Raw genomic sequence first — 17,239 nt, 5'->3', positions numbered from 1 at the left:
CCTCCCTCGTGGACACGTTCTTCCACAGTGCGCGAGAGCTGTTGCCACCCCGGGTCCTCCGTGTTACAAGCAGGTCAACCCTCGAGTGCGCCGTGTCGGCAGTTGCGTTAGCGATAGCGGTGGTCAGGTGCGTGCCTCGTGGTGGCGGAGGGAAGGCCTCGATGTTTTTCCATCGTGGCCTTTCCTCCGCTGCCACGAGGTGCGTGCCTGGGCGCCGGTAGCGCAACGGAACTGCCGACACGGCGCACTAGCGACGCCGCTTGATCTTCGGGAGCCGGTCGGTCAGCTTGGGCCGGCTGGCCGCCAGCGCGAGCGCGTTCTCCCGCCGATCCAGATCGGCGTGCCGCAACAACTCCGGATACGTCGACTGCGGCACCGGCGGATAGGTGGTGACGATCGCATCCCCACTGAACACGAAGAACACCGCTTGCCCGTCCTTGATCACCTTCAACAGCGACCCGTCCCGCACGGTCACCGCATGCTCGATCGCCTTCCTCCGCGCAGTCCGCTTGGCCAGCGCCGCCTGAATGGCCTGCTGGGCAGGCTCCCGCCCATGCTTGACCGCCTCGAACGCCATCGGCCCATACCGCACGCCGTACTTCACAACGTTCTTGGCCAACTTGCCTTTTCCACCCGCCATGGTTCGACTGTACCGACCGACCGGATCTCACAACTCCACTTCAAGCCGATCCGCCTGCACGGTGAGCACTCCCGAGCCGGCCCTCAGCTTGTGAACCTCCCCGGCGCCGGCCAACTCCCCCAGCACTCCCCTGACCTCACCAGCCGAATGCAGCTCCGTCACGCCGCCCCAACGCAGCAACCCCCGCCGCACGTTTCCTTCGCCGTACTGCGGATGCCCGGCCTCCAACACCCAGTCGACGGCCACCTCGACCACCGACCCACGCCACTCCACCCCGACCACCGCGCTCCGCCCCAGGTCGACTCCCCCAAGCCCATCCGGCCGCCCCAGCGCGGCGTCGTACTCGCCCCAGCCGTCGAGCGCGTCGTCCACCGCAGGCGACCAGTCCGGGCCCTCGACAACCGGGACGATCGGCGAGAAGTACGGATCCATCCGCTCCTCGAGCCGCCCACGAATCATCGTGGTCACCCGATAGCTGTCCGGCCCCGGCAACTCCGCCCGCTCGTCATCCTGCTCGTACAGCAACCCCCAACTCCCCGGCAGCCGCTCCCCAACCAACCGAAGCAGCCCATGCACGTCCGCGCTGTGCGTCCACAGGTGATTGGCGTTCCCAGCGATCGTCAGGAAGTTCGCGTAGTTGGGGGCCGGCCAGCGGACCTGGATGTTGGTGCCATCGAAGGTGCGGCAGTAGTCCTGGAGGCCTGCGATGGCCGCGTCCTCCGAATCGTCGTCGGCGGCCAGCTGGAACCATCCGTTCACCGTGTACACCTGGCCGATCCTTCCAGCCCCGGTGGATTGCCGGGGTCAACACGTCCGGGTCGGCGTGCGGGGCTGGGGGTGGTCAGGCACGATGGGCGGGTGACCGTTCCTACGCCGCGCCGGCCGATCTTGCCGGGTGCCAAGTTGTTCGAGTCGTTGCCGGGTGCGCACGACCCGGCCGCGGTGGCCGAGGTGGCGCACCGGACCGCGGAGTTGCTGGTGCGGGGCGCACGCTCGAGTGAGGACGCCGAGGTGATCGCGCGGGTGGTCAAACTCGCCGACGACTACGGGCTCGACGAGCTCGCGGATCTGTGGTCCGACTCGCCGGCGGACTCGTTGCCGGGGACGTTGTGGCGGCTCTACCTGCTGCGCGCCTGGGTGCATGCCTCCGCCGAAGAGGTCTCCCGCGAGTACGCGACCGGCCGCAAGTACGCCGAGGTCCACGCCGTGGTCGCCGGCGTCGCCGACCCGCCGGGGCCGACCGAAGTACGGGACATGGTCGACGCCGTACTACGAGGTGTCGCGACCGGCGATTTCGCCACCACCCTGGACCGCGCCGCCGCCTTCGCGAGGATCGTCGCGACCGGCCGGGCACATCTGGCCGACGACACCCACGACCTGGTCCGGTCGGCCTCCAAGCTGGTCGAGCTGGCCGACCAGCTGCAGACCGCCGCGCGCACCGAGCGGACCGGCAACCTCTGGTAGTTATACTGATCGAGGTGTCGGGCCGCGGTAGCCCCGGGTCCCAAAATTAGCCGCTTCGAGCGGCCTCGCGCCGTGAGGCGCTTCCCGGTCCGGCACCCACAATCCTGCGAATCCGGTCAGCATTCTGCGCTGACCGGATTTTTTGCGTCGTTATCTTTCCGTGATCTCGAGCGTTAACTTTTGTCGCCGCTGCACGCCTGCCGGACCCGCGGACTCCGCAAGTTCCATCCAAGCGATGGCTTGAAGCAAACGGGCATCCGGTTGCAGGTAACGGATCGGCACTGGTAGGCAGGGAACCGCGGAGGTGGGGCCGTAGCCCGAAGCAGTAGAAAACCTGGGGACTGAACAAGGAGAAGAACCCAGTGCGGAAAGCCCTGGCCGCGGCGGCTGTTGCTGCCCTGATCGCATTACTCACCGTTGTGATCCGCCCCTCGACAGTATCGTTGCCCCCCGCGGATGCGAACAGCGCGCTCAGCGTGCGGGTGTCCGGCAACCAGCTCGTCGACCAGACCGGCGCCAAAGTGCAGTTGCGCGGCGTCAACCACTCCGGCGCCCAGTACGCCTGTTCCGAAGGCTGGGGGATCTTCGACGCTCCCGCCACCGACGCGACCATCGCGGCCATGAAGGCCTGGGGCGTCAACGCGGTCCGGGTACCGCTCAACGAGACCTGCTGGCTCGGCAGTACCCAGGTCCGGCCCGGCATGCGCGGATCGACGTACCGCAACGCCATCACGGCCTGGGTCACCAAGCTCACCACCGCGGGGATGACCGTGATCGTGGACGAGCACTGGACCCAGACCGACGCGAAGAAGGCGACCGACCAGCGGGTGATGCCGTCGCGGATCTACTCGGCCATGTACTGGCGGTCGGTGGCCGCCACGTTCAAGAACAATCCCGCGGTGATGTTCGACCTGTTCAACGAGCCGTACCCGGACAAGAACCGCGACACCACGGCCGCCTGGAAGTGCGTCCGTGACGGCGGTACCTGTCCCGGCGTCAACTTCGTCACGGCCGGCATGCAGGAACTCGTCCTGATCGTGCGCGCCGCCGGGGCCAAGAACGTCATCCTGGTGCCGGGACCGGAGTACGCCGGATCGCTGCGCCGCTGGCTGGAGTTCAAGCCCGTCGACCCGGCGAACCAGCTCGCCGCGTCGGTGCACATCTACGGACTGCCGCTCGATTCGCCGTACCGGGATCAAGCGCGCTGGCCCGAGATCGACAAGGTGGCGGCCAAGGTACCGGTCGTGATCGGCGAGATGGGTGACACCGACTGCACCCACAGGTTCACCGACAAGCTCACCAAGTACGCCGACGCGCGCAACATCTCGTACCTCGCGTGGGGCTGGGTGGTCAGCGACTGCGCCGACGAGCCGTCCCTGATCAAGGACTACAAGGGCACCCCGTCCGGCTTCGGCGCGGGGATCAAGGCGGGCCTGCAGAAGAAGCGCTGACCCGCCTCCCCGGCCGGATTTCGGGGTCCGGTCGGGGGAAACCCCCTGTCGCCATCACTCCCAGTGAGAGCACACTCAGAGCCACGACGGCTCATGAGCCGCTGATCAGCTTGGGAGGGCGATCGGGCATGGAGGGACAGACAGTCGTGCGTGCGACGGACTTGGTTCGCACATACGGCGCGGGCGATACCGCGGTCAAGGCACTGCGCGGGGTCGGGGTGGAGATCACCGCCGGCCAGTTGACGGCGGTGATGGGACCGTCCGGCTCGGGCAAGTCGACGTTGATGCACATCCTGGCCGGGCTGGACAAGCCGACCTCGGGGTCGGTACAGATCGGCGGGACCGAGATCACCACCCTCGGCGACGACGACCTGACCAAGCTGCGCCGCAAGCACATCGGCTTCATCTTCCAGTTCTTCAACCTGCTGCCGATGCTGACCGCACGCGACAACATCGTGCTGCCGTTGACGATCGCCGGCGAGAAACCGGATCCGGCGTACTTCGACGAGCTGGTGGCCCGGGTCGGCCTGGCCGACCGGCTCACCCACCGCCCGGCCGAACTGTCCGGCGGTCAGCAGCAGCGGGTGGCGATCGCCCGCGCGCTCGTCTCCCGCCCGACGGTGATCTTCGCCGACGAGCCGACCGGCAACCTCGACTCGCGGACCAGCAACGAGATCCTGCAGCTGATGCGCAGTTCGGTCGCGGAGTACGGGCAGACCACCGTGATGGTCACCCACGACGCCAAGGCGGCCGCGATGGCCGACCGGGTGCTCTACCTGGCCGACGGCGAGATCGTGAAGGAGACCGGGCGGACCGACCAGCACGAGATCCTGCAGATCATCGACTCGCTGGACCTGCAGTGATCGGCTTCGCGCTGCGCGGGCTGCTCAGCCGCAAGCTCCGCACGGCGCTGACCGCGATCGGCGTCGTCCTCGGCGTCGCGCTGGTGTCCGGTACCTACGTGCTGACCGACTCGATCTCGAGCGCGTTCGACTCGATCTTCTCCGACAACTACAAGAACACCGACGCGGCGATCACCGGCAAGACGGCGTTCGACGTACCGGATGGGACCGCGCCGGCGCCGCCGTTCGACGAGTCCCTGCTGACGAAGGTGACGACCCTTCCCGAGGTCGGTGTGGCCGGCGGGGCGGTGTCGGGTGAGGCGCAGCTGATCGGCAAGGACGGCAAGGCGGTCGTCTTCGGCGGCGCGCCCAACCTCGGCTTCAGCGTCGACCCGGAGCACCAGGAGTTCAACTCGCTCGCGCTGGTCAACGGTGAGTGGCCTGGTCCGAACCAGGTCGTGATCGACACCCAGACAGCCTCGAAGAAAGGCTTCGCGACCGGCGACACGATCGGGGTGCAGGCCCGCGGCGAGGTCCAGCCGATGCGGATCTCCGGGCTGGTCGAGTTCGGCTCGGTGTCGTCGATCGGCGGTGCGACGCTGGCCGGCTTCCAGATGCCGACCGCGCAAAAGCTGTTCGACAAGCCCGGCAAGCTGGATCAGATCCTGCTGAAGGCCAAGAGCGGCACCTCGCCGCAGCAGCTCATCGACGCCGTCCAGAAGGTCCTGCCGGAAGGCACTCAGGTGCGGTCCGCCGAAGACCAGGCCGCCAAGGACGCGGCCGGGACGAGTGACTTCCTGAACTTCTTCCGGACCTTCCTGCTGGTCTTCGGCGGGATCGCGCTGTTCGTCGGCTCGTTCGTGATCGCGAACTCGCTGTCGATCACGATCGCCCAGCGGACCCGTGAGTTCGCCACCCTGCGCACGCTCGGAGCCTCGCGGCGTCAGGTCCTCGGCACCGTTGTGCTCGAGGCACTCCTGACGGGTGTGGTGGCGGCCGCCGCCGGGCTGTTCCTCGGTCTGGGGATCGCGACCGGTCTGTTCAAGATCTTCGACGCGGCCGGGCTGACGCTGCCCAACAACGGGCTGGTGTTCCGCGGCCGGACCATCATCGTCGCGCTGGCCGTCGGCATCCTCGTGACCTTGCTGGCCAGCCTTCGACCGGCTATGAGAGCGACCCGGGTGCCACCGATCGCGGCCGTTCGCGAAGGTGCTTCGTTGCCGCCGGGTCGTTTCCAGCGGTACCGCGGGCTGGGGGCTGTGGTGCTCACGCTGGCTGGGGTCGCGCTCGTCGTGGTCGGGTTGTTCGTCAACGGGCTGGGCACCGGCAATCTGCTGACCTTGCTGGCGGTCGGAGTACTGCTGATCTTCATCGGGATCGCCTTGTTCGCGGCGCAGTTGGTACGCCCGTTGGCGGCCGCATCCGATCCGGTGGCTCGTGGGGCGGTACTCGTGCTGACCATCCTCGCGTGGCCGCTGTTCTCCTTGCCCTATTGGCTTCTGCGGCGGGGGTACTGGGGTCCGGGGTCGAGGCTGAAGCGGGCCGGTGGGTTCGTACTCGGCGCAGTGCTGAATCCCGTGCTGCTCGTCGTGGTCACCGCGATGGCGATCCGGCGGCGGGTGAGTTCGTGGCAGCCCGAGTGGCCGGCCGAGTTCCCCGGCGTACTGATCGATGGGCCGGCGGCTGGGATCGGCGGGCAGAACAGCCGGCGCGATCCGCACCGGACCGCTTCGACTGCTGCCGCGTTGATGATCGGGCTGGCCCTCGTCACGCTGGTGGCGACGCTCGGCGCGGGCATCATCAAGCCGTTCGAGGACGCCGTCGACCGGATCTTCAGCGGTGACTACGCGGTCGCGGCGCAGAACAACTTCAGCCCGCTGCCGCCGACGGTCGCAGCCGCGGTCGCGAAGGTGCCCGGAGTACAGGCCGCGTCGAGCGTGCGTGGCGGGCAGGGGCAGGTGTTCGGCGACACGATCCAGGTCACCGCGGTCGACGAGCAGGCGCCGTCGGTGCTGCGCTTCGACTGGAAGAGCGGCTCGCAGGAGACGCTCGGGACCTTGGGTGCCGACGGCGCGATCGTCAACGAGGACTACGCGGACAAGCACAACCTGAAGCTCGGCTCGACCTTCTCGATGACGACCGTTTCGGGCAAGACCCTGCCGTTGACCGCCCGGGGTGTCTTCACCCCGCCGGCGGGTGGCTCGCCGTTCGGCGACGTGACGATCTCGACGACGACCTTCGATGCGGCCACCCCGCAGCCGTTGAACCTCTACACCTTCCTGAAGATGGATGGTGGCGTGACGGCGGCGAACACCGCGGTGGTGGAGAAGGCGCTCTCGAACTTCCCGAACGCGAAGGCGCAGACGCGGGAGCAGTTCAAGGACGCCCAGGCGAGCGGGATCAAGAGCCTGCTCAACGTGCTCTACGTGCTGCTCGCGCTCTCGGTGCTGGTCAGCCTGTTCGGCATCGTCAACACGCTCGTTCTCACCGTGTTCGAGCGGACCCGGGAGCTGGGCATGCTGCGCGCGATCGGCCTGACCCGGCGCCAGGTGAAGCGGATGATCCGGCACGAGAGCGTGATCACGGCGCTGATCGGGGCGGTCATCGGCATCATCCTGGGGCTCGGCCTGGCGTCGCTGCTGGCCGCCCGCCTGGACGAGGTCGCCTTCGCCGTCCCGACCGGGCAGCTGCTCATCTTCGCCATCGTCTCGGTGGTCGTGGGCATCTTCGCGGCGATCTGGCCGGCCCGCCGGGCGGCCCGGCTCAACCCGCTGGAGGCACTGCAGTACGAGTAGCAATCCGTGAGAGGCCGACGGCGAGGGGTCACCCGTCGGCCTCTTTTCGGCTACCTTCGCGAGGGCCGGGGTATCCCTGCGACGGGAAGCATCGGCGCCAACCGCCGTCCCCTACGCAAAGGATCTCCTCATGCGCCGCCTCCCCCGCGCGCTGCTCCTTGCCCTCGCCGCCGGACTGCTCAGCTCCTCCGTGGCGGCTCTGCCGGCCGCTGCCGGTCTTCCGGTCGATGCCGCCCGCGGCCGCGACTTCGACATCCAGGCTCACCGCGGTGGTCTCGGGCTGACCGTGGAGAGCACGATCGCGTCCTTCTCCCGCGGCCTCGAGCTCGGCGTCAGCACGCTCGAGCTCGACGTCCAGATCACCGAGGACGGCTACGCGGTCGTCACCCACGACCGCCAGGTCACCGGCGCGAAGTGCAAGGACACCGCGCCCTACACGCCGGGCGACCCGGAGTACCCGTATGTCGGCAAGTTCATCAACACGCTGACCCTGAAGCAGGTCAAGCAACTCGACTGCGGCTCCCTGCCGCAGGCGAACTTCCCCGGCCAGACGCCCGACCCGGGCGCCCGGATGCCTGAGCTGCGCGACGTCTTCGCACTGGTCAAGCGCTTCCACGCCGACAAGGTCAAGCTCAACGTCGAGACCAAGGTCGAAGCGGGTGCGCCGACCCAGACGGCACCGCGCGAGCAGTTCGTCCAGGTCGTCGCCGCCGAGATCCACAAGGCCCGGATCGGCCGGCAGGTGACGATCCAGAGCTTCGACTGGGGCTCGCTGATGCGGATGCGCCAGGTCGCGCCCGAGCTGCCGATCGTCGCGCTGACCAACTACGACTTCCTGCAGACCGGTCAGCCCGGCAAGTCGCCGTGGCTCGGCGGCATCGACATCGACGACTTCGGTGGCGATCTGGTGAAGGCGGCTGCGTCGTTCGGTGCGGACGCGATCTCGCCGGTCCATGGGTTCCCGCAGGACGGGAAGGTGACGGATCCGGCGTACCGGCCCTATGTCACCGCCGAGATGGTGAAGTCGGCTCACCAGGCCGGCATCAAGGTCGTGCCGTGGACCATCGACGACCCGGCGACGATGCAGTCGCTGATCGACAAGGGCGTCGACGGCATCATCTCGGACTACCCGGACCGGGTGCGTTCCGTTGTGCAGGCGAACGGGTTCAGGTTGCCGCGCGCGTACGACGCTCCGGCGGTCCGCGCGCTGCCGTCGGCGCACGCGCACAACGACTACGACCACCGGCGGCCGCTGTCCGACGCGCTCGACCGTGGCTTCAACAGTGTCGAGGCGGACGTCTGGCTGGTCGACGGCGAGCTTCGGGTCGCGCATGATCTGGTGGACGCTGTGCCGGGTCGCAATCTCGAGAGCCTCTATTTGAAGCCGCTCGCCCAGCGGGTTCGGGAGAACCACGGCGAGGTCTACCGGCACGGGCGGAACTTCCAGTTGCTGATCGACATCAAGAGCGACGGGCCTTCGACGTACGCGGCTGTCGACGCTGCTTTGCGGAAGTACAAGGACATCAGCACGGTCTTCGCCAACGGCCGCACCCACCGCGGCGCCGTCACCTCAGTGATCAGCGGCAACCGCCCGCTCGACGTTCTGAAGGCCCAGAAGGTCCGGTACGCCGGGTACGACGGCCGACTCAGCGACCTCAACTCGAAGCTGCCCGCCTCCCTGATGCCACTGGTCAGCGACAACTGGTCCAAAAACTTCACCTGGCGAGGTATTGGGCCGTTCCCGGCCGCTGAGCGTGCCAAGCTGGTGGACATCGTCGAGACCGCTCACCACGCCGGCTACCGCGTCCGCTTCTGGGAAACCCCGGATGTGCCGGGTGCTGCCCGTGAAGCGGTCTGGTCGGAGCTAGTCGCCGCCGGCGTCGACAACCTCAACACGGACGACCTCCACGGTCTGGAAGACTTCCTGCGCTAATCCACCACTGCAGTGAGGGCAACGACGTCGAAACCGTCCCTGACGGCTTGGCGTTGCTTGACGGCGCCGTTGCCCTCCCGCAGCACTCGCTGGATGGTCTCGGCGACCATGTCGGCTTCATCCAACTCGTTTAGTGCCCGGGAGACATGTCGTTGCAGTAGGCCGAGCAGTTCGCTCATGGGTAGCGGGCGGGCCTTGAGGACGTCCAGTCCGTTGCTGGTGATGCCGTCGCGGGCTGCGAGCCAGTAGGCGGCTCGTAGTACTTCTGGCTCTAGCTTCGGGCCCAGGCCGCCGTCATCGAGTGCCGTCATCACCAGGGCGCGGACGAGCGTTGCGAGCAGCACTGTCTCGTCGACGGTCAGCGGTACGTCGCTGACGCGCACCTCGACCGTCGGGAGGTGGCTGGACGGGCGCACGTCCCAATAGACCATCCGCTCGTCCATGATGCTGCCTGTCGCGATCTGCATCGCGACCAGTGCGTCGTAGTGCTCGGCGGATTCGAAGTACGGCGGTGGACCCGAACACGGCCAGCGGGACCACATGATCGACCGCCAACTCGAGAAGCCTGTGTCCTGCCCCAGATAGACCGCACTGTTGGCCGTCAACGCCAGCAGCACCGGCAACCACGGCCGCAGGTGGTTACTGACCCGGATAGCAGCTTCCTTGTCCGGTACGTCGATATGCACATGACACCCACACACCGCCTGCTCGCGAGCCAGCAACCCGTACCGATCCGCCATCTCCTGGTAGCGCGGCTTCGTGGTGATCAGTTGAGCCGCCACTCCGACTGGAGGCACAGCGATCGCCAGCAGTCGTGCACCCTCGTCAGCGGCTGCCTCAGCGAGCTTCGCGCGAGCCCAGGTCAGCTGGACTCGCAGTTCATCAGCCGTTTGACACACCGGTGAGTTGATCTCGACCTGGGCCCGGGTGAGCTCCAGTTCGACGTCTACGCCTTCCGCCCCTGCGGCGACGGCCCTGCTGTGTGGCATCGGGTGACCACTGGCGGAGACCAGCAGCAACTCCTCCTCGACGCCCATGGACGGGTGGCTCAAGGTCTCTCCTCTGTCGATATGCCTTCGAGGTACCCGGCGCTATGGCGGCGGAAACCGTGGCACTAGGCTCTGGCGGGTGAGTCTGCCGATCGTCACTGCCACGCGGTATGTCCTGCCGTTGCGCGAAGGCGGTTCGCTGCCTGGTGTTGTCGAAGGCAACGATCTCGGCACCTACGTGCTCAAGTTCCACGGCGCCGGCCAGGGCCCGAAGGCGCTGGTCGCCGAGATCATCGTCGGCGAACTGTTCCGCCGGCTCGGCCTGCGGGTGCCGGAGCTCAAGCTGATGGAGCTCGACCCGGTGATCGGCAAGTCCGAGCCCGACCAGGAGATCCAGCAGCTGCTGCTGCGCAGCGCCGGTCTGAACCTGGCCGTCGACTTCCTTCCCGGCTCCTTCGGCTACGACGGCTCCAGCGGCAAACCCGACGAGGCCACCCAGGCGAAGATCCTCTGGCTCGACGCGTACGTCGCCAATGTCGACCGCTCCTGGCGCAACCCGAACCTGCTCGTCTGGCACAAGCAACTCTGGCTGATCGACCACGGAGCAGCGTTGTACTTCCACCACTCCTGGATGTCCGCGGAGAAGTTCACCGGACTCGCGTACGACGCACAGGACCACGTGTTCCGCGACGTCGCTTCGACGGTACCGACCGTGGACGCCGAGCTGGCCGCGGCGATCACCCCCGAGTTGCTGACCGAGGTGATCGCGCTGGTGCCGGACGAGTGGATCGAGGAGGGTGACCGCGAGCGCTACCTGGGTCACCTGACCGCCAGACTCGCCGATCGGTCCGCCTGGCTGCCGGGTGGTGCGCAGTGAACGTCGTGCCCTTCGACCCCGCGGTCAACCTGGTGCCCTTCGACTACGTCATCCTGCGCGCGGCACCACGCATCCACCGCGGCGAGTTCGTCAACGTCGGCGCAGTGCTCTACTGCCGCTCGCTGGACTTCCTCGGCGCGTCCTGGGACGTCGACCCGCTCCGCCTGCGCGCCCTCGACCCGGCGGTCGATGTGGACGTCGTCTGCGCCTCCTTGGAACACCTCCGCGCGATCTGCGCAGGCGAGCCGGAGGGCGGCCCCGCAGCCGCCACCCGCATCGGCGAACGCTTCCGCTGGCTGGCCGCGCCCCGAAGTACCGTCGTCCACCCTAGCCCCATCCACAGCGGCCTGACCAACGACCCCGGCACTGACCTGGACCGCCTGGTCGACGCCTTCGTCAGGTAGTCACAGCGGGTCCTTCGTCATGAAGACCCGGCTGGGGCCGGGTTGGTCGCTGGGCACCTCACCTAGCACGCGCCAGCCGTGCTTGAGGTAGAACCCAGGCGCTTGGAAACTGAGCGTGTAGAGCACGGCCGAACGACACCCACGGCGTCGGGCCTCCTCTTCCGCCTGTCTCAGCACCTCGCCGCCGACCCCTTGGCCGCGCAACTCCGCGGGCAGGTAGAAGAGGTCGACGAACAGCAAGCCGAGCGACGTCCGACCGGTGAGCCCGCCGACCACCCGGTCCGTGCCCGGCTCGCGGACCAGCACGGACAACGGTCGACAGTCCTGGATCCCGGTCGCTTCGACGTTGAACTCTTCGAGGCCCGCCGCGATGACCGCGCTCGCGGCGGACTCGTCCAGGTCGGTGACTGAGATCGACAATGTCATGGCCCGACCGTAACGACGGCCTTCGACAATTCAGGCCAGGGCTTGGGAGACCACCTCGCGGGCCTCGGCGAAGACCTCGTCGAGGTGGTCGGCGCCCTTGAAGGACTCGCCGTAGATCTTGTAGAGATCCTCTGTCCCCGACGGCCTCGCGGCGAACCAAGCGGACTCCGTGGTGACCTTGAGCCCACCGATCGCGGCACCGTTGCCGGGCGCACTCGTCAACCGATCGAGAATCGGCTCGCCGGCCAACTCGGTCGCGGTCACGGCGTCGGCCGACAGCGCGCCAAGCTTGGCCTTCTGCTCACGACTGGCCGGAGCATCCACCCGGCTGTACGCCGATGCGCCGAACCTCTCCACCAGCTTCGCGTGCGCCTGCGACGGCGTCTCCCCCGTCACGGCGGTGATCTCGCTGGCCAGCAACGCGAGCAGGATGCCGTCCTTGTCCGTCGTCCAGACCGTGCCGTCGAATCGCAGGAAGCTGGCGCCCGCGGACTCCTCACCGCCGAAGCCGACCGAGCCGTCGATCAGGCCGGGCACGAACCACTTGAACCCGACCGGAACCTCCCAGAGCCGGCGGCCGAGGTCGCCGACCACGCGGTCGATCAGCGACGACGAGACCAGCGTCTTGCCGACAGCCACCTCGGGGCCCCACTGCCGGTTGGCGAACAGGTACGAGATGGCGGCGGCGAGGTAGTGGTTCGGGTTCATCAGGCCGGCGTCCGGCGTGACGATGCCGTGCCGGTCGGAGTCGGCGTCATTGCCGGTCGCCACGTCGTACCGGTCCTTCTGCGCGACCAGCGAGGCCATCGCGTACGGCGACGAGCAGTCCATCCGGATCTTGCCGTCGTGGTCGAGCGTCATGAACGACCAGGCCGGGTCGATCCGCGGGTTCACTACCGTCAAGTCGAGGCGGTGCCGCTCGGCGATCGCGGCCCAGTAGTCGACGCTCGCGCCACCGAGCGGGTCGGCGCCGATCCGGACACCGGCCGCGCGGATCGCGTCCAGGTTGAGCACGGAGGGCAGGTCGTCGACATAGTGCCCGAGGAAGTCGTACTCCCCCGCCTGCGCCCTGGCCGCCTCGAACTGAACCCGCCGTACTTCGCGGTTGCCACCGGCGATCAACTCGTTCGAGCGGGCCGCGATCCAGCCGGTCGCATCGGAGTCGGCCGGGCCACCGTGCGGCGGGTTGTACTTGATCCCGCCATCGCGCGGCGGGTTGTGGCTCGGTGTTATGACGATGCCGTCGGCACCCGCTCCCGCGCCGCGGTTGAGCCGCAGGATCGCGTGCGAGACGCCCGGGGTCGGGGTCAGCCGGTCCGCGCTGTCCACCAGGGTCTGCACGCCGTTGCCCGCCAGCACCTCGAGCACGGTCCGCCACGCGGGCTCCGAGAGGCCGTGGCTGTCCCGCCCGACCAGGAGTGGCCCAGTGGTCCCCTCGCCCGCACGGTACTCACAGATAGCCTGGGTGATGGCCAGGATGTGTGCCTCGTTGAAGGCGCCGTCGAGGGACGAGCCGCGGTGGCCCGACGTACCGAAGACGACCTTCTGGGCGGGGTTCTCGACGTCCGGCGTGATCCCCTCGTACGCCGCGAGCAGCGCGTCGACGTCGACGAGATCCTCGGGCTGAGCGGGCTGGCCTGCGCGTGGGTGCATGTGCACATGCAACAAGCCTTCGGCCCGGATCACAACTCCACCCGTGGCGCGTCTCGCCTCTCGGGTTCAACAGTCTCAGCTCGGGAAGGGCGTCAGGAGTTGATCTACCGGCGCGTAGTCATCGGTGAGCAACGGAGCGTCGCCGATGAACTGCTGCAGCGCATTGGGGTCGTCGATGTAGCCGCCGGTCGTCCCGAGGCGCTGGCGGATCGCAGCACCGGGTAGTGGCTGGTCGGCGGCGAGCAGGACGAAGTTGCCGCCTTCTTTTCCCGCCAGCTCGGTGGGTTTCGCGATCAGTGCGACGTACGGGAATTCGGCGGCGACGGTACGGAGCTCTGCCTTGAGGAACGCCTGCGGGCCGAAGTCGATGATGTTGGCAAGGAGTAGCCCGTCCGGCTTGAGCACCCGTCGCAGGTCGGCGACGATCTCGCGGGTGGTCAGGTGCCAGGGCACGGCGACCCCGCCGAACGCATCCATCACCAGCAGGTCCCGGCTGTCGTCCGGCTCGGACCGTACGCCGAGCCGGCCGTCCTTGATCTGGATGTCGAGATCCGGACCGGGCCGGGCGCCCAGCTCGGCCTTGTCGAGCTCGATCACGCCGGGGTCGATCTCGTAGATCTTGTTCTTGGTCCCTGGCCTGGTCGCTGCGAGGTAGTGCGGCATCGTCAGCCCGCCACCACCGATGTGCAGCGCCTGCAGCGGTGACTTGTCCGGCCACCTGGACTCGATCCCTGTCGCGAAGTCCTTCGTGTACTGGAACTGCAGGTAGGTCGGATCCGCGAGGTCGATGTAGGAGTGGCGCAGCTGGTCGAGGTAGAGGAGGCGGCCGTTGGCCCGCGCCGGGTCCTTCTCGATCCTGGCGCAGTGGTAGGCCGTCTCGACCTCACACGGCCGAGGGGCGACGAGGGTGAGGCCTGTACCGACCAGCGCGAGGACCAGTGGTCGGCTAGCGGCCTTGAGACCGCGGAAGAAGATGGTCAGGGCTGCTCCGGCGAGCACCAGCAGGCCGCCGAGGCAGAGGACGATCGTGCTCGTCGGGACCTTGGCAACAAACACGAACCCGGTCAGTACCGTGCCCGCGATCGCACCGACCGTCGCGTAGGCGGACAGCCGGCCGACGACCGTACCGGTCTGGCTCAGCTTCGACAGTCTGAGCTTGGTGACCATGGGCGTGACTGCGGCGAGCAGCGACGCCGGGAGGAACAAGGCGACTGCCACGGCCAGGAAGACCGCTTCATTCCCGCTACCGCGCAGGGTCTCACCGGTCCAGCGCACCACTGGCAGGATCAGCAGCACCAGAGCGCCGGCGATCAGGATCATCGGCCCCAGCGTCCGGGTGGGCGGTGTGCTGTCGGCGAGCCGGCCACCCATTGCGGCGCCGGTCGCGATGGCCGCCAGGGCGACGCCGATGACGGCGGTGTTGGTCTCCAGGGTCAGGCCCAGGTACGGCGCCACTAGACGCAGGGAGACGAGTTCGAGCACCATCACAGCAGCTGAACTGCCGAAGGACAGGGCAATGGCGACTTTGTCGTTGATCGCCTTGGCGGGTGCCTCTAGGGCGGTCTCTTCCACCGCGCCACCCTATCGGCCGTCGATTCCGCCTCCGGCCGTTCGTCATCATCGAAAGACCGTACTGAGGAGGTTCTGGACCATGGACGCAACCACGAGTGTCGACCTGTACGCCGGGACGCGGGCGCGGCTGACCGACGCCGTGCTCGGGTTCGGGCCGGAGGTGCTGGCCGGCCGTGTGCCTGCGTGCCCGGAGTGGACCGTGCACGACGTCATCTCGCACCTGTCCGGCGCGGCCGCCGATTTCGTCTCCGGCAACCTCGAAGGCGCACCCCGGCCGCCGTGGACCGCAGTCCAGGTCGACGCCCGCCGCTCGCTGCCGACTGCCCGCGTCGTGGACGAATGGTCGACGACGACCGGGCCGGCGCTGGAGAAGCTGATCCTGAGCGGCGACACCGCCCATCCGATGATCTGCAACCCGTACGTCGACGCCGGCACACATGAAGCCGATCTGCACGGCGCGACCGGGATCGGCCGACCGCCGCGAGAGATCTGGCTCGCGACCCTCAACTGGGTCTTCCCCGATCCACGGCCATCGGACGACGTCGCCGGCACGCTGTCGATCGTGACCCCGGACGGGACCTATCAGCTCGGTAGCGGCGAGCCGGTGGCCGAGGTCCATACGGACACGTACGAGTTGTTCCGGGCAATCTTCGGCCGTCGATCGGCAGCGCAGATCCAGTCCTGGCAATGGACCACTCCGGCCGCCGCCCAGGCTTGGTCAACCGAGTTACCCCGGTTGCTACGACGACGGTCGACCTCGTCGACTGATTTGCCTTGTGGATAAGGGCGAATCGCAGGGCCGGAGACTCGTACATTCCCTGGCGTGAGCAAACGAATCGTCATCAACTGCGCAGCCCAGATCAACTCCTCCGGCCCCCTCTCCCCCGACGACCTGGCACCAGCCGTCCTGGCCGCCGGCCTGACCAAATCCACCAACCCAGCAGCCGCAGTCCGTACTGCGCTACGCCAGTCACCCGTGCTCGTCCAACTGCCCGACGGCCGCTTCGACACCGTCCGCCGCATGCTGGATGGCGCCGCCCTCACCCATCGGGTGCACTCTCCCACCAAGGGCCGCCAAGTCCTCTTCGCCGGCCCTGAGCTGGCGCTGCTGGACCTGCTCCTCCTGCACGAAGGATCGTTGCCGCTCGCATCAGGCGAAGCGATCACCTCATCCATCGGCGAATTCGGCGGCTGGTGCGGCCCACCCGACTGGCTCCCCGACGTCCCCGCCGACTCCCTACTCGCCTTCCGCCTCCACAACGGCCGGCTGTCGGTCGAACCGGTCCCCCACGAACCCGCCCTCTCGAGCCCCTCAACCGACCGCCTGCGAACCGTTCTCAAACGCCACCTGAAATCCAGTGACCCCCTGGCCGAATGGCAGAGCCGCCACACCCTGGCCACCCTCCTGCTCCGAGCCCTGGCCGAAATCCCAGACCTCCTCCGCGACCCTCTCCCACCCCTGGACGAAGTCCTCCAACTAGGCCAACCCCACTGGTCCCCCGACTGGCACCTCCCGCCAACCCACCCACCCGGTCCATCCAGCTCCCCGCCCTACCCCGGCTCACCTGCCCCGCCTTCTCCCGGCTCACCGGCTTCGCCTTACTTCGGCTCGCGCGGGTTTGCGCTAGGTACGCAGCGAATCGTGCTCGACGATCTGCCAGCCCCTTTGACGGCTGCTCTGCGACGCGATGCGGCCAATCTCGGTGTCAGCGTCGGCGAGCTGACCATCTTGCTGCTGTCGGCAGCGACGTACCGGACCGCCTTGCCCTGCCGCCACGATGCCGAGGAAGCCTGGCTGGCCAACCCGGTGTCCAGCGGAGCGTCAGCCGCGGACCTGATCGAGTCGAGCCACCAATGACTTGGGGGCGACCTGCCGATAGGCGTCCTCGACGAGTTCCTCGAGATGGGGCCAGTCGACGTCGGGGACGTCGAGGTAGACACCGAGCCAGCCGCGGTGCCCGACGTACGGCGGCCGGAAGAAGTGCTCCGGGTCGCTGGCGATCAGCGATTCTTGACTGCCTTCGGGGGCTGCGCACCAGAAGCTCGTTCGGTCGTCGTGATGCTGATCGGCGAACATCACAAACGTCTTCTTGTCCCGAACGAACCAGGTCGGCTCCCCATGACTCAACCGCTCGTTCGTCTCCGGCAACGCCAAGCACAGTGCTCGCAACCGACCCAGTGCGTCCATTCCCG

16 protein-coding genes are annotated in these 17,239 nt (G+C 67.9%); 9 read left to right on the top strand and 7 right to left on the bottom strand.

Translation table 11 applies throughout. The features are described 5' to 3' along the window. Positions 1 to 247 precede the first annotated feature (247 nt). A complete protein-coding gene (locus AB0M15_RS29950; protein WP_363825072.1) occupies positions 248 to 640 on the bottom strand; it encodes a hypothetical protein in 393 nt (130 codons plus the stop codon). 27 nt (positions 641 to 667) lie between these two features. After that, on the bottom strand, positions 668 to 1,399 hold the full coding sequence (locus AB0M15_RS29945) for an Imm7 family immunity protein (protein WP_363825069.1): 732 nt from the start codon (positions 1,397 to 1,399) through the stop codon (positions 668 to 670). A gap of 99 nt (positions 1,400 to 1,498) precedes the next feature. On the opposite strand from AB0M15_RS29945, the gene AB0M15_RS29940 reads away from it, so the two are divergent. The 5 genes from AB0M15_RS29940 to AB0M15_RS29920 all read left to right on the top strand — a co-directional run bounded on the left by AB0M15_RS29940 (position 1,499) and on the right by AB0M15_RS29920 (position 9,125). Beyond that, positions 1,499 to 2,104 carry a hypothetical protein gene (locus AB0M15_RS29940; RefSeq protein WP_363825066.1) on the top strand — a complete coding sequence of 202 codons (606 nt, stop codon included), beginning with the start codon at positions 1,499 to 1,501 and terminating at the stop codon, positions 2,102 to 2,104. A 362-nt stretch (positions 2,105 to 2,466) separates the two neighbouring features. Further along, positions 2,467 to 3,555, top strand: coding sequence for a glycoside hydrolase family 5 protein (locus AB0M15_RS29935; RefSeq protein ID WP_363825063.1), 1,089 nt, complete (start codon positions 2,467 to 2,469; stop codon positions 3,553 to 3,555). A 128-nt stretch (positions 3,556 to 3,683) separates the two neighbouring features. Beyond that, complete coding sequence (locus tag AB0M15_RS29930) at positions 3,684 to 4,418, top strand: ABC transporter ATP-binding protein (protein WP_363825060.1); 735 nt, start codon at positions 3,684 to 3,686, stop codon at positions 4,416 to 4,418. Next, positions 4,415 to 7,192 carry an FtsX-like permease family protein gene (locus AB0M15_RS29925; protein ID WP_363825057.1) on the top strand — a complete coding sequence of 926 codons (2,778 nt, stop codon included), beginning with the start codon at positions 4,415 to 4,417 and terminating at the stop codon, positions 7,190 to 7,192. Before AB0M15_RS29930 ends, AB0M15_RS29925 begins: the two co-directional genes overlap by 4 nt. A gap of 130 nt (positions 7,193 to 7,322) precedes the next feature. Next, positions 7,323 to 9,125 carry a glycerophosphodiester phosphodiesterase family protein gene (locus AB0M15_RS29920; protein ID WP_363825054.1) on the top strand — a complete coding sequence of 601 codons (1,803 nt, stop codon included), beginning with the start codon at positions 7,323 to 7,325 and terminating at the stop codon, positions 9,123 to 9,125. On the opposite strand, the gene AB0M15_RS29915 is transcribed toward AB0M15_RS29920, so the two are convergent. After that, the gene (locus tag AB0M15_RS29915) at positions 9,122 to 10,177 is read right to left on the bottom strand and encodes a glutamate--cysteine ligase (protein ID WP_363825050.1); all 1,056 of its coding nucleotides are present in this window, start codon (positions 10,175 to 10,177) and stop codon (positions 9,122 to 9,124) included. The genes AB0M15_RS29920 and AB0M15_RS29915 overlap by 4 nt on opposite strands. Before the next feature lie 76 nt (positions 10,178 to 10,253). Here AB0M15_RS29915 and AB0M15_RS29910 point away from each other — a divergent pair, with 76 nt between their 5' ends. Further along, a complete protein-coding gene (locus AB0M15_RS29910; RefSeq protein WP_363825047.1) occupies positions 10,254 to 10,991 on the top strand; it encodes a HipA family kinase in 738 nt (245 codons plus the stop codon). Continuing rightward, positions 10,988 to 11,395 carry a DUF3037 domain-containing protein gene (locus AB0M15_RS29905; RefSeq protein WP_363825044.1) on the top strand — a complete coding sequence of 136 codons (408 nt, stop codon included), beginning with the start codon at positions 10,988 to 10,990 and terminating at the stop codon, positions 11,393 to 11,395. Before AB0M15_RS29910 ends, AB0M15_RS29905 begins: the two co-directional genes overlap by 4 nt. On the opposite strand, the gene AB0M15_RS29900 is transcribed toward AB0M15_RS29905, so the two are convergent. The 3 genes from AB0M15_RS29900 to AB0M15_RS29890 all read right to left on the bottom strand — a co-directional run bounded on the left by AB0M15_RS29900 (position 11,396) and on the right by AB0M15_RS29890 (position 15,046). After that, positions 11,396 to 11,821, bottom strand: coding sequence for a GNAT family N-acetyltransferase (locus tag AB0M15_RS29900; RefSeq protein WP_363825041.1), 426 nt, complete (start codon positions 11,819 to 11,821; stop codon positions 11,396 to 11,398). 30 nt (positions 11,822 to 11,851) lie between these two features. Further along, positions 11,852 to 13,474, bottom strand: a complete 1,623-nt coding sequence (pgm, locus tag AB0M15_RS29895) for a phosphoglucomutase (alpha-D-glucose-1,6-bisphosphate-dependent) (RefSeq protein WP_363825038.1) — start codon at positions 13,472 to 13,474, stop codon at positions 11,852 to 11,854. Positions 13,475 to 13,549: 75 nt separating this feature from the next. Beyond that, on the bottom strand, positions 13,550 to 15,046 hold the full coding sequence (locus AB0M15_RS29890) for a fused MFS/spermidine synthase (protein ID WP_363825035.1): 1,497 nt from the start codon (positions 15,044 to 15,046) through the stop codon (positions 13,550 to 13,552). 79 nt (positions 15,047 to 15,125) lie between these two features. On the opposite strand from AB0M15_RS29890, the gene AB0M15_RS29885 reads away from it, so the two are divergent. Both AB0M15_RS29885 and AB0M15_RS29880 read left to right on the top strand, forming a co-directional pair. Next, complete coding sequence (locus tag AB0M15_RS29885) at positions 15,126 to 15,830, top strand: maleylpyruvate isomerase N-terminal domain-containing protein (RefSeq protein WP_363825032.1); 705 nt, start codon at positions 15,126 to 15,128, stop codon at positions 15,828 to 15,830. 39 nt (positions 15,831 to 15,869) lie between these two features. Continuing rightward, the gene (locus AB0M15_RS29880) at positions 15,870 to 16,904 is read left to right on the top strand and encodes a hypothetical protein (RefSeq protein WP_363825029.1); all 1,035 of its coding nucleotides are present in this window, start codon (positions 15,870 to 15,872) and stop codon (positions 16,902 to 16,904) included. Here the strand turns inward: AB0M15_RS29880 and AB0M15_RS29875 are convergent. After that, complete coding sequence (locus AB0M15_RS29875; RefSeq protein ID WP_363825027.1) at positions 16,869 to 17,234, bottom strand: MmcQ/YjbR family DNA-binding protein; 366 nt, start codon at positions 17,232 to 17,234, stop codon at positions 16,869 to 16,871. The two genes, AB0M15_RS29880 and AB0M15_RS29875, sit on opposite strands and share 36 nt — an antisense overlap. Positions 17,235 to 17,239: the final 5 nt, after the last annotated feature.

Source organism: Kribbella sp. NPDC051718, from assembly GCF_040681515.1.
Classification (GTDB): domain Bacteria; phylum Actinomycetota; class Actinomycetes; order Propionibacteriales; family Kribbellaceae; genus Kribbella.
Note: the sequence above shows the minus strand (reverse complement) of the source record. Positions and strands in the feature narration are given on the sequence as shown.

Excerpts from the sequence above, each read along its gene's own strand:
- AB0M15_RS29950 (WP_363825072.1), bottom strand. The coding sequence starts at position 640 with ATGGCGGGTGGAAAAGGCAAGTTGGCCAAGAACGTTGTGAAGTACGGC.
- AB0M15_RS29930 (WP_363825060.1), top strand. The coding sequence starts at position 3,684 with ATGGAGGGACAGACAGTCGTGCGTGCGACGGACTTGGTTCGCACATAC.
- AB0M15_RS29920 (WP_363825054.1), top strand. The coding sequence starts at position 7,323 with ATGCGCCGCCTCCCCCGCGCGCTGCTCCTTGCCCTCGCCGCCGGACTG.
- AB0M15_RS29900 (WP_363825041.1), bottom strand. The coding sequence starts at position 11,821 with ATGACATTGTCGATCTCAGTCACCGACCTGGACGAGTCCGCCGCGAGC.
- pgm (WP_363825038.1), bottom strand. The coding sequence starts at position 13,474 with ATGCACCCACGCGCAGGCCAGCCCGCTCAGCCCGAGGATCTCGTCGAC.
- AB0M15_RS29885 (WP_363825032.1), top strand. The coding sequence starts at position 15,126 with ATGGACGCAACCACGAGTGTCGACCTGTACGCCGGGACGCGGGCGCGG.
- AB0M15_RS29875 (WP_363825027.1), bottom strand. The coding sequence starts at position 17,234 with ATGGACGCACTGGGTCGGTTGCGAGCACTGTGCTTGGCGTTGCCGGAG.